The organism is Seohaeicola zhoushanensis (genome assembly GCF_014656415.1).
In the GTDB taxonomy this organism is placed as follows: Bacteria; Pseudomonadota; Alphaproteobacteria; order Rhodobacterales; family Rhodobacteraceae; genus Seohaeicola_A; species Seohaeicola_A zhoushanensis.
Window position 1 is genome coordinate 18,638 of sequence record NZ_BNCJ01000033.1, and the last position, 12,311, is coordinate 30,948.

Consider the following 12,311-nt stretch of genomic DNA (forward strand, 5'->3'; position numbering starts at 1 on the left):
TCCGGACCGATTGCGCGGGGTCAGCTATTCTCGGAGCTTTCTGAGTGTCCGGTTTCGAACATTGGTTCGTCGCTGGCATCACGATGGGCGACGGTTGGTCGAAAAACGATGATCCAGTCCGCGTAGCCTGTCGTACTGATTTGGTTTCTCGGAAAAATTCGTCTATTGAGGATGATGTATAGTCTAGCTGTCTTCTCCGGCCGTTGCCGGCGTCCTGATGTCAAGGAAGCCCAATGAAGAAGCCTGCACTTGTCGTTATCAGCCTGTTCGCGTTTGCCGCATGGCCTGCCGCCGGTATTGCGCAGACGTCCGCAGCTTGTGACCCTCACGATCAGTTGGTCTGTGCCTGCACCAACCTGGGTTTCAAGCCATCGGACCCTCGTCAGAACGCCTGCTTCCTGGGGGACGTCAACTACGCCACGATCACGCAGGTCGACCCGCTGTCCCAGCGTGCATTCATTGCGCTGAACTGGCCGGTGAAACGGGATGGCGAAGGCAAGGCAGTGACAGGCCTGCCCGATTTCGATGCGAGCCTGAGCGGGGATTGGACCACGGTCTGGGAAACCTGGAAGAGCACCAATGCGATCTTCCGCAATGGCAACCCGCCGCTCGACTGGGATGTACCCGGCGTGCCTTTGCCCGGGGCCTGTTCCGAAATCGACACGGCCGCGGCGCGGGCCGCCATCCCCTATTCCAGCCAGATACCGGATGCGGTGCCGCCCCGGTTCCTGGACGAATACGTGAACCCGGACGGTCATGCTCTGCTGGACCGGAACGGCGTCCCCGTGCGTTTCGACGTGCACTTCAACCGGCAGGCATACGACTATGTCGCCGGCAACCGCCTCTGGGATGCGCGCGACCTGGAGAGATTCATCGAGGCCAACAAGCGGCTGGATCTGCCGGTTGGCACCTGGGACAAGGGCGATGGCGTTCCGGCGAAACGCGGGGCGATCGTGATCAAGTCGGCCTGGAAGGTTCTCGACGCAAAGGACGATCCCGCGAGGTTCCACAAGTCATGGGCCTATATCACGCCGGTAATCGAGAACGGCAAGCTGACCCATGAATGCCAGTTGAAACCCGTCGGTCTGGTTGGCCTGCATATCGCCTACAAGACTGCCACGATGAAGGACTGGGCCTGGAGCACCTTCGAACATACTGAAATCGCGCCGCTCTGGTCCGAGATCGGCGCAACCGAAGAAGGCGCATTCGGCGATGGCAGCGCGGTGCCGGACTGGCTGTTCTACGGCAAGGAAAAGCCGAGCGTGGATCAGCGCGGAGCCGCCAAGCTGAACACGCCGCCGAAGAAGGCGCTAGACAACCAGCCCTCGCGCATCACGCGGTTCTATCCGAACGGCTATTATGCCGGGCCCGTCTCGGCCGGGGATACCGAGACCTGCAGCATCACCACGCCGGAATTCCACTGCCTCAACGTGCAACTTGCCGGACATTTTGCCGGATCGCCCCTTGGCAACTACCGGCTCAAGGGAACCCAGTGGCTGAAATACTCGCCCGGAATGGGCGGCTACACCGTTCTGCCCGAGATCCTGGGCAACGCGGTCATCGAGACCTTCACCCAGGACACGTCGAATTGCATGTCCTGCCACAGTTTCGCCGGACCCGAGGTCAATGGTTCGCCGAAGGGTATGTACGATTTCCTGTTCAGCTTCGGTCGGGATGTGCTGAATCCGACCGTGCCGCTGCAGGCCAGGTAGAGGTTCACACCAGGACAACAAAAATCCAACGGGAGACACAGGGATGCCAGTCAACAAGACGACACCGGAATACTACGCGACCATGGCGGTTTCGAAGCTTTTCGAGAACGAGAGTATGCTCAAGGAGTTCATGCACGTTTACGGGCAGAGCACGCCTGACGCGCAGGCCTATCTGGTCAAGAACCTCGGCCTGCCGGATGACATGGCCAAGAAGCTGGTGTCGCTCCAGGGCGAGGAATTGGCCAAATTCGTTGGCGGGAACGTCTGCGGCTACCTCTGGTAGACTTGTCGGTGGGGTCTTTTCCTGCCTGGATGCCATGATCTGCTCGCAGCGGTTCGTGGCTCTCGCGGCTGATCGGTTGCTGGGGGCATTCCTCTCTGGCGAAACGCGCGACACTCTCGTGCGTTTTGCCGAAGGCTTACCGGAGGCCGCCTCGGGACATATCCTGGAAACCAGGCTCGATGGTGGTGCGGGCAGGTGTGACTATTCGCTGGCCCTCACGCGTGGTGACGCCGGATTCGAGCGCTTCCTTTCGGCCATCGAGAAGGGCGAAGCTGACGCGGGCCTCGCGCCCGAAGTCCTTGCGCTGAAGGATGCCGGGATTGTTTGGCTGGAGTACGACGGTGCAGAAACGGGCGGCTTTGGTTGTCCCAGCTTCTTTGTCGCGGCTCGTTCTCTGCCAACTCCTCATGAAACCGCCGCGGGGCTCGCCACCGCCCTGTTTCGATCTGCCATGGGCGCAGGGCAGGTGCCGCCTGTCGGCAGGCTGCTCGCAAGCTTGCCGGAGGGCGCCTACCTCAAGCAATCCGGCGTCATGACAGGGCGGAAGCCCGGCGTGCCGAGGATCCGGCTGGTCCTGGATGGCGTGCAACCTGGAGCGATCGTTGAAATGCTGACGACGCTGGGATGGCCCGGCAACATGGCCAGCGCCGAGCGCCTTGCCATCCTGGTGAGCGAGCTTGCCGATTCCGCGACCGTGCGGGTCGACCTGGACCTCGGGGCAGGGCTTGGACCGGAGCTGGGGGTCGAGATATCAGGCACTGCACTTGATCCCGGATTTTCGGCGAGGCTGCTCCGCGAAGGGCTTTGCTCCGAGCCGAAGGCCAGGGCCCTGGAGCGGCTGAGCGTTCGCCATTCGCTGCAGGAATTCGGCGCTGAAGACATGCCGCTGCGGGCCGATTTCGGCCTGAACCATCTGAAGTTGGTCGCGGCCAGTTTGCCGGGGAAAGAGAGAGCCAAGGCCTATTTCTCGCTGATCACGATACCTGACTTTTCGCGGGCAATGGCATAGCATGGCGGCACGGTTCATTTTGAGGTGCGGACAGTGCAGCGCTCCCCCCTAGATGCTCCGAGCCAGGCCGCTCGCCCGCAAGTTCGCGTCACCAAAACTGGCGCAAGAACCCTTGCCTGGGAAACGCTCCGGCCCGCCGGTTCGGGCACAGGCTGGCGTGCGCGTCTCGCGACGCTGAAGGAGCTGCCGAAGCGGCTTGTTGCCCTTCCTATCGACGTCGAGATCGTAGCCGACGGCGCCCGGCTGGACATGGAGGAACCGCCAGGCGCGCCGCTTGCCACGATGATCGAGCGGGGCGGTTTCAACCTTGGCCTGTTCCTGACGCTGGCCACGCAGATGGCCGAGGCTCTGCAGGCGCTGCACGGCCGGCAAATTGCCCACGGTCACCTGTCGCCCGCGGCGATCTTCGTTCAACCCACCACGCGAGCGGTCCGGATTGCCTTGCATCCGGAGTGCCTGTTCCAGGCCGCGGCGCGCCCTTCGGGGATCGAGGGCCGCGATTTGGCGGCCATAGCGTATTGCGCGCCGGAACAGAGCGGGCGCACGTCCGAAACGGCCGATCTTCGGGCCGATCTCTACGCGTTGGGTGTCATCTTTTACGAGATGCTCGCCGGCATAGCCCCCTTCCGCGCGATAGATGAACTGGAGCTCGTGCATCGGCATCTCGCGGTGCCGCCTCAACCGCTCGCGGACCTGCGCCCCGATCTGCCGCACATGGTGGTGGCGATCGTCCACAAGCTACTCGAGAAATCCCCGTCCAATCGCTACCAGAGCGCCTATGGCCTGCTCAGCGACCTGCGCCTGTGCAAGGAGGCCGAGCGCCGGGATGGTACGGTATCCGACTTCCCGCTCGGTGCGCGCGATGCCCTGTCCACCTTCGTCATTCCGGACCGCCTCTATGGCCGGGACACGGAACGCCGCGTTCTTGAAGAGGCGCTCTCGAACGTACGCGCAGGCGGGGTCGAGGTCGTTCTGCTTGGAGGGCGGAGCGGGACGGGGAAGTCCGCGCTGGCCGCCGAGCTGCGCGATATGGCCGGCCCCGGGGCCCGGCCGCAATTCGTTTCGGGCAAATACGAGGAAGTCCAGCAGCTGCCGTATCTTGCCCTGCTGGAGGCGCTTCGTGAATTCGTCATGCGCAAGGTTGTGCAGGGCGGAGCCGGGCAGCAACGCTATCGCGACCGTCTGGTCGAGCGGCTGGGCGACAACCTGGCCATCGTGGCCGAGTTCCTGCCGGAACTAAAGCACCTGGTCGAGAATATCCCTCCCGATACGGCCAGGGATCCACTCGAACGCAACCAGCGTTTCCGGATCGCCATGCAGGGTTTTTTCGAGGTGATGGCCGAGGCCGACGCCCCGGTGATCCTGTTCCTTGACGACCTGCAATGGGCCGATGCCGCCTCGATTGCCCTTATCGAGGATGTGTTCCTGACTGCGCGGCTCTCCAGCCTGATGGTCATCGCGGCCTATCGAGACAACGCCGGGGGAGCGGTCGAGCGGGTGAAACTGTTCTCGGACGCTCTCGTCGCTTCCGGCGTGACCCCGCGAAATATCACCGTGCGGTCGCTGGGTGTCGAAGACACGACGCAGATGATTGCGGATGCGATGCATCTCGGGGATCGATCCCAGATCTCGGAACTGGCCCGCATCGTTCACGCCAAGACGCAAGGCAACGCCTTCTACCTACGCAAGATGCTCAACGCGCTTTACCAGGAAGGTGCGATAAGGTTCGACATCGACGCGGAAACCTGGCGTTGGGCGCTGGACGAGGTGACCCGGCGCGTGGTCGACACGGACGTCGCATTGCTGATGACCGAACGCATCGAGCGGTTGTCGCCCCAGGCCCAGCACACCCTGCGTTGCGCGGCCTGTTTCGGAACGAACTTCACAGCCTCCTCGCTGCAAATTGTCTCCGACCTGTCGGTTCAAGAGATCGAGCGAAACCTGAAGGAGGCGGGCGACGAGGGGTTTGTCCTTCGGCTCGGCGGGTCTGACGGGAGCCTTCATGCATTCAGTCACGACATGGTCCGAGATGCCGCCTATCGCGCGACGCCGGAACCCGAGCGCGCCAGGCTGCACTATCGCATCGGCGCCTTCCTTGCCGAGGACATTGCCAACCCGGCGACGGATGACCGCCTGTTTTCGGCGCTGGACCAGATCCTGCTCGGGATCGACCTGCTGAAGGAGCCCCCGGTCGGACGCCGTCTTGTGCAATTCGCCCTTGCAGCGGTGACACGCACCAAATCCGTTGCCGCCTACGAGAATGCCCTGCGCTATCTGCGCGCGGTCGAAAGCCTGCCGGTCAGCCTGGGCGGAGCGGATTGGGAGACAGAGCCCGAGATCACGGCCCGCTTGCGGTTGGAAACCATGGAGGTCCTGTTCTTCATTTCCGGCTTCGAGGTGGCCGAACCCTATTTCCGCGAGCTTCTCGAAAATCTTCCCTCAGCCCGAACCAAGGCGCATGTCTTTCAGGTCCTGGTCACGCTCTTCACCTTCCGGTCGGAATACGAGCGTGCGCTGGAGTTCGGTATCGAAGGCCTGAAACTGCTCGGTGTGAACCTCAGCCCGCCGCTCGCGCCCAAGATCATGGCGCAACTTGCCCGCACCCAGATCGAAGTGCGCCGGCAGGACGTCTTCGACTTTTCCTCGTTGCCGGCGATGAGGAACGAGGAATCCGAGCAGTTGATCGAGATGCTGATGATCGTGGCGACACCGGCGTTTCTGCAGAACAAGGACCTGTTCGTCCTCATTTCCCTCCGGATGTTCCGCGTGACGCTGCGCGACGGGATGACCAGTGCCGGCCTGTTTTCGGTGCAGACCTACGCGATCGTCAATTACCTGGCCTTCAAGGCGGTCGACCGGGCATTCCGGATCGGGACGAACCTGTTTCCCTTGCTCGAGGCGCGCAACATCTCTGCCCAGGTCCGCGGCCGCCTGTATTACACCTACAGCGTGGTGATCGCCTGGCATTTTCGACGTTACGAAGATCTGCACGACCTCCTGCGAGAAGGGATCAAGCACAGCTGGACCGCGGCCGATCTCGAATATGTCGGGTATTTCTACTACGGCATGTTGAAGTATTCGTGGGTCGGATGCGCCTCGCTCGGCACGCTGGTCGGGGAACTCGACGAATTCGAACGCTACCAGAAGCGGCTGAACCACGAGGTTCTGAACAACATCACCGCGATCTACCGCCGCGCGGTGGAGCGATTGACGCAGCCGGGGGATGGTCACCGCTGGTCGGAAGCTGACCGCAAGCTGGACCAGACAATGCGCGGCGAAGCCTCGGTTGGCAGTTTCCTGACCGCCGAGTTGCTGCTGACACACATCTACTCCGACTGGTCCGTCGTGCGCCAACTCTACGAACGGCTTTGGAAAGAGCAGAGCTTTACCACGCTCGGCCCGGAATTCGTCGATTTTCACCTGCTCTCCGGGCTTTGCCTGACCCGCCCGCCGCCGAACACGCTCCAACTTGCACGGCTGACCCGCCGTCGGAGGCTGCGCAAGCATCTTGCCGCGCTGAAACGTCTGGCTGACCACTTTCCCGTCAACCACCAGTTCCAATACACCCTGTTGCAGGCCGAAGTCGCGCGCGGCGCCGGCCGCACGGACAAGGCGCTGACACTCTTCGGCGAAGCCATCCGCAAGGCCGAGGATACCCAGACATGGAGCTATGTCGGTATCGCCTGCGAATGCGCCGCCCGCGCGGCGGAACAGTCGGGAGATACGGGCCGGCGCGACGGTTTCCTGGAACGCGCCGTGACCGCCTACGCGAAATGGGGAGCGACACGGAAGGTCGCGGCACTCGAAGCCGAGTGGCCCGAAGTCTTCAACCGCCAAGGCCGGGCCGCATCTCCGGTGGCGGGAGAGGGGCTCGACCTCGCGACAATCATCAAGACGAGCCAGGCCATACTCGAGATCACCGATCTCGACACCATGCTGCAGCACCTGCTGGAAATCGCCATGGAGAATGCCGGTGCGGACGTTGGCAAGCTCTACCTGATGCGCGACGAAGCACTGCAACTGGTGGCCGAGGCCAGCATCACGCGGCGAGACCTGAGGGTCAAGCTGCTGGAAAAGGGGCTGACCCTGGACAGGCTGCCTTCGGACGAATACCCGCGCGAACTGATCTCGCGCGTCGCCGTTTCGCACGAGGCGCTCATTCTCGGCGATGCCGTGCGGGGCCGTGGCTTCGAGGACGACACTTATGTGCGGGCCCGTGCGCCGCAATCCCTGATGTGCCTGCCGATTGTCAGTTCCGGTAGCCTGAAGGGGGTTCTGCAGCTCGAGAATACGCTCTCGCGCGGGGTCTTCACGGCCGGGCGCGAGGAGGTTCTGACGACAATCATGTCGCTCGCCGCGATCTCGCTGACCAACGCGCTGCTCTATGCGCGCCAGGAGGAGACGCTGGAGATCGAGACGCGCGCGCGCCAGGAACTGACCCGCGTCAACAAGCTAAAAGATGAATTCCTGGCCAATACGAGCCACGAACTGAGGACGCCGCTCAACGGCATTATCGGATTGGCGGACTCGATGATCGGCGGGGCCAATGGCCCGCTCGCGCCGGCCGCGATGAATACGCTGGGCTTGATCGTCTCCTCCGGGCGGAGGCTGTCGAACCTCGTCAACGATATCCTGGATTTCTCTCGCCTCAAGGATGGCGAGATCGAGCTTCAGTTGAAGCCGGTCGATCTGCACACCATCGTCAGCCTGGTCTTCGCTCTGATCGAACTGCGCGCGACCGGCAGCGGGGTGAAGCTGGTCAACGACATCCCGCGAAACGCGCCAAGCGTCCTGGCGGACGAGGCCCGGTTGCAGCAGATCCTGCTGAATCTCGTCGACAACGGGGTGAAATTCGGCGCGGGCGGCGAGGTCAGGGTTTCGCTTGAGGTCGAGGGTGAACGTGCCCGCGTCACCGTCGCGGATCAGGGTGATGGCATACCCGCCGAAGCCCAGGAAGTGATCTTCCAGAGCTTCGAACAGGCCGATGCGTCGATCCAGCGAACCTATGGTGGCATGGGGCTGGGGCTCGCGATCACGCGGAGCCTTGTGGAGTTGCACGGCGGAACGATCTCCGTCGCCTCCGAACTGGGGCAGGGCGCCCGTTTCACCTTCGACCTGCAGATCACGCGGGCTGCCGCCTCTCGCCTCAACGATCGGATCGTGGCGCAGGTCGAGCATTCCAGGGAGTTCCAGGGCTCTGTTCCGCCCATCGGCGAGGTCGCGGAAGAGCCTGCGATGTTCCACTCCGGACCGTCGTCCGCTGATGTCGATGGCGGACAGAATGCGGCCGCAGGTGAAGCCGCCTACAAGGTGCTGGTGGTCGACGACGACCCGGTGAATCTCCAGGTGCTGAAGAACTACATGAGGCTCGAAGGTTTCGAGGTCGTGCTGGCGAGCGATGGCGAGAACGCGCTACGGCTGGTCTCGGACGGCTACGAGGCCGACATCGTTCTGCTCGACGTCATGATGCCGCGCATGTCGGGTTACGAAGTCTGTGCCCGCCTGCGCGAAACCTACCCGGCGGCCCGGCTGCCTATCGTCATGCTCACGGCCAAGAACCGCGTCGAGGATCTGCAGGCGGGCTTCAACGTCGGCGCGACCGATTACCTGACCAAACCATTCTCGCGCCAGGAACTTTCCGCGCGCATGCACTCGCATATCGAGCTGACGCGCGTCTCCACCGCCTATGAACGCTTCGTGCCCGTCGAATTCCTCGATTTCCTGAAGCGCGACAGCATCGTCGATATCCATCTGGGAGATAACGTCGAACGGCAGATGACGGTGATGTTCACCGATATCCGCGGCTACACCTCGATCGCCGAGCAAGCCTCTCCCGCCGAAAGCTTTCAGTTTCTCGCCACCTATTTCGCGCGTATCGGTCCGATCATCCAGGAGAGCGGCGGCGTGGTGAACAACTACCTCGGCGATGGCGTGATGGCCCTGTTCCCCGGCGATCCCGGCGACGCGGTAAAGGCCGCAATCGGCATTCAGAGGGAGTTGCGGCGTCTGAACATCGACCGCGCCGCGCTTGGGAAGAGCCCGATTTCCACTGGCATAGGCCTGCATTGCGGCGATCTCGTGATGGGGATCCTGGGCGACAAGTATCGCCTGAACGGCAACGTGGTCTCTGACACCGTCAACGTTGCCGCACGGCTTGAAACGCTCACGTCGCAGTGCGGCATCGGGGTTGCCGCCTCGGCCGCCGTGGTGTCGAGGCTCGACAGGGAGCACAAGCAATTCTGCCGCCGGCTCACCAAGGTGCAGGTCGTGGGGAAATCCAGCGCCATTGATGTTTTCGAGCTCTTTGCCGGAGCCGATGCCGCCGAAATCCGAATGAAGCAATCGAGCCGGGCCGAGTTCGAGGCAGCCGGCAAACAGTTCCTGCGTTCGCAATTCGCCCGCGCCCGCGCCGAGTTCGCCGAGATCCACCAGAAGAACCCCAATGATGAGGCCGCGCGTTGGATGGCCGACCGTGCGGCGGTGCTGGAGCGTCACGGCGTGCCCGAGGGGTGGAGCGGCGCGGACATCTTGTCCCGGAAATAGCTGTTCCGGGCGCCGTCGCGAGGCGTTGCTGCGGAACTCTGATCGTGAATGATTTATGATGTGAAACCATGCGGTTAGGCGGGCGGCATCAGCGGAATGTCATTGGGCTTGCTTAGGTTTCGCGTCGATCTGATATCGGCTACTTTCCCGAAGCCCTGAACAGTCGAACCGCCTCTGGAATTCCCTTGAGACTACGCAACCCCCGGTCCTCGAAGCTGAGCTCCGATCCGGCCGCCAGGTCCCGAACGGTCCGGGATACAAGGCACTCACCAGGTTCGGCCTCGTCCATTACCCGGGCGGCCAGGTGGACGGCCAGCCCGCTGACATCACCGTCGTTCGTGTGGATTTCACCGGTATTGATGCCGGCCCTGATCTCGATCCCCAACTCCGTGACAGCTTCGCCCAATGCCATCGCGGCGTAGACAGCTCTGGCCGGACCGTCAAACGTGGCCAGGCAACCGTCGCCGGTCGACTTGATCTTGGTCCCTCGAAAGCGCTCCAGCACGGTTTCAACCAAGGTATCGTGGCGATGCAAGAGGCGGTTCCAGGCTTCGTCGCCCAAGGCGGCCGCATGTCTGGTCGAATCCACGATGTCCGTGAACAGGGCCGTCGCAAGGACGCGGTCCATGACCGGCGAGGGCTTTGTGCCGGTCAGGAATTCCTCGATCCGGTTCGCGATCATGTCGATGTTATCGCCGGTCCAGGGCACGTGGTCGTCTCCGGGAAGTTCCAGCATTTCTGCATTCGAAATCAGCCTGGCCAATTCCCGGCCGCCCTCCACGTCCACGATCAGGTCGTTGCGACGATGGACAACCAAGGTCGGGCATTGAACCACGGGCAGGATATCCGCCACGTTGATCTGACGGTTCAGGCTCATCAGATCGAAGACTGCGCTTGGGCTTGCTCCCTGCCGTTCGCGCCGTGCCCACCACGCCTGATAGTCGGCGTCCCCGGCCATTGAAGGCGAATAGCGCAGGTAACTTGCCCCGGTGCCCCAATAGTCGCGGACGTATGCGAGAAAGGCGTCGCAAGCCGTCTCGTCCTCCAGCCATTGTTCAAAGCGGGCCAGCGATCCTTGCAGGACAAGGGCTCGACATCAATCGGGGTGCGACGCCGCAAACAGGGTCGCAAGCGTTCCGCCCTCGGACAATCCAAACAATGCCGCGTCGTCGATACCGGCATGGTCCATGACGGCGCGGATGTCATCCCTTCGCTCGTCCATGCCCGGCATCCCTTGCCCGCGGTCCGACAGGCCCGTCCCTCGCTTGTCGAACAGGATGACGTTGGGATATTCGCCTAAGCGTTCCATCCAGGTGACCGAAGCGGGATGATCCCAGACGCAGTCGAGGTTCGAGATCCAGCCGGGCACGACAACCAGGTTCAGGTTGCCGCGCCCAAATTTCTGGTACGCCACGTGCACGCCGCCTGATTTGGCATAACGGGTTGGATGCGCCTTAATCCTGGAAACCATTGGTAACCTCGGATTTGCAACGATCGGTCAAGACTGCGGTATGTGCGCGTGTTGATCAAGCGCCGGCTGTTTTGGGCTACACCTCGCGACAATCGGGTCCTAACATCGCCTTAACCGCCCAAGCCCGCGGTGGCTCCGGGCGCCGACCTGCAGACTCCTGTCATGAACGGAGATCGGCCGGTGCCAGGTCAGGGGCGGCCCCTCGGATGGAATGGAACGATGCAGGAATACCGAATTCACGCCCGACGCATCGATGAACATGGCAGCCTGGCCGTCGCGAAGGAAGCCGAAGTCGCTCTCGACACCGACCTGTCGGGGCGACGCGATGCCATGAACCCGGTCGAACTGCTTCTCTCGGCATTGGCGGCCTGCATGTTGAAGGGCATCGAGCGGGTCACGCCGATGCTGGATTTCCGGATCGACGGCGCTGAAATCCAACTGGAGGCCACGCGCCAGGACGCGCCGCCGAAGCTTACGCACATCCGATACGAGATCGTCGTGGACAGCGCCGAGACCGATCAACGCCTGAACCTTCTGCATCGCAACATCCTGAAATACGGAACCATTTCGAACACGCTTTCGGGCGCGGTTGACCTTTCGGGATCGCTGAGACGCAGGAACTGAGTTGGTGGATACAGTCGAAAGGCTTCGTCCGCCAAATCTCGCCTGGCCGGGTCGATAGTTCCCGTTGCGCTTTGCCGGGACATTTTCCTTGCAGACCGGCCTCTCCTGCTGTCCTTTCTGGATAAGGATAAGAAAGCTGGTCGGCCCCGAAAGCACCGACAACAGCGCAATGTGCACGCATTTTCCGATGATCCGGGGATCATCCCAAGTCTGATTGAAAGAGGGGAGATTTTCTTCATGTCGCGATTTTCAATTGCTGCCTTGGTCTGGCTGGTCTTGGCTCCCGCTGCCTCGGCGCAGAATATGGCCCCGGAACTCATGGTCGAGGGCACCTGTGAGGAGTTGGTCGCTTGGGGATCCCGTCCGACCGACCAAATTCGCGCTGATCTGGACGCCCAGCTCGGCACCGAAACGAAGGCCAAGCTGCAGAAGAGCACCTATGAAACTGTGATGGATATCCTCGGGCGCACGCCGGTGAGTGATGCATGGTTTGCCCGCCCGTGCACGTTCAGCGAAGAGCAGATTGCGGCGATGAGCCCGTTGCACGATGCCTATGTCGCTCACATGGCTGACAAGCTGGCCCCCAAGTGATCTCGCTGCATAGCCGTCCCGATGATGTCCCGGGAAGTGGTGTAGCTCCTCATGGGCCTCGCGCTCACTGGCGGGCCG

At 62.4% G+C, this 12,311-nt stretch carries 8 protein-coding genes; 6 read left to right on the plus strand and 2 right to left on the minus strand.

Annotated elements, in window-relative coordinates:
* Nucleotides 1–233: 233 nt before the first annotated feature.
* From IE266_RS24865 to IE266_RS24880, 4 genes are read left to right on the plus strand one after another with little or no spacing between them, the layout of a single operon-like run.
* Nucleotides 234–1,712, plus strand: a complete 1,479-nt coding sequence (locus tag IE266_RS24865; protein WP_189682838.1) for a hypothetical protein — start codon at nt 234–236, stop codon at nt 1,710–1,712.
* A 43-nt stretch (nt 1,713–1,755) separates the two neighbouring features.
* Entirely contained in the window at nt 1,756–1,995 is a 240-nt protein-coding gene (locus IE266_RS24870; RefSeq protein ID WP_189682839.1) for a hypothetical protein, read from the plus strand.
* 34 nt (nt 1,996–2,029) lie between these two features.
* Nucleotides 2,030–3,004, plus strand: a complete 975-nt coding sequence (locus IE266_RS24875) for a hypothetical protein (protein WP_189682840.1) — start codon at nt 2,030–2,032, stop codon at nt 3,002–3,004.
* 33 nt (nt 3,005–3,037) lie between these two features.
* On the plus strand, nt 3,038–9,547 hold the full coding sequence (locus IE266_RS24880) for an ATP-binding protein (RefSeq protein WP_189682841.1): 6,510 nt from the start codon (nt 3,038–3,040) through the stop codon (nt 9,545–9,547).
* A 139-nt stretch (nt 9,548–9,686) separates the two neighbouring features.
* On the opposite strand, the gene IE266_RS27060 is transcribed toward IE266_RS24880, so the two are convergent.
* Both IE266_RS27060 and IE266_RS27065 read right to left on the minus strand, forming a co-directional pair.
* Nucleotides 9,687–10,424: an adenylate/guanylate cyclase domain-containing protein gene (locus tag IE266_RS27060; RefSeq protein ID WP_229864476.1), complete on the minus strand. Its 738-nt coding sequence runs from the start codon at nt 10,422–10,424 to the stop codon at nt 9,687–9,689.
* Between the two features lie 219 nt (nt 10,425–10,643).
* Nucleotides 10,644–11,018 (minus strand): alpha/beta fold hydrolase, encoded by a 375-nt coding sequence (locus tag IE266_RS27065; protein WP_229864478.1) that lies wholly within the window; start codon nt 11,016–11,018, stop codon nt 10,644–10,646.
* Between the two features lie 219 nt (nt 11,019–11,237).
* Here IE266_RS27065 and IE266_RS24890 point away from each other — a divergent pair, with 219 nt between their 5' ends.
* Nucleotides 11,238–11,642, plus strand: a complete 405-nt coding sequence (locus IE266_RS24890) for an OsmC family protein (RefSeq protein ID WP_189682842.1) — start codon at nt 11,238–11,240, stop codon at nt 11,640–11,642.
* A 237-nt stretch (nt 11,643–11,879) separates the two neighbouring features.
* Nucleotides 11,880–12,233, plus strand: coding sequence for a hypothetical protein (locus tag IE266_RS24895; protein ID WP_189682843.1), 354 nt, complete (start codon nt 11,880–11,882; stop codon nt 12,231–12,233).
* The last annotated feature ends 78 nt before the right edge of the window (nt 12,234–12,311 follow it).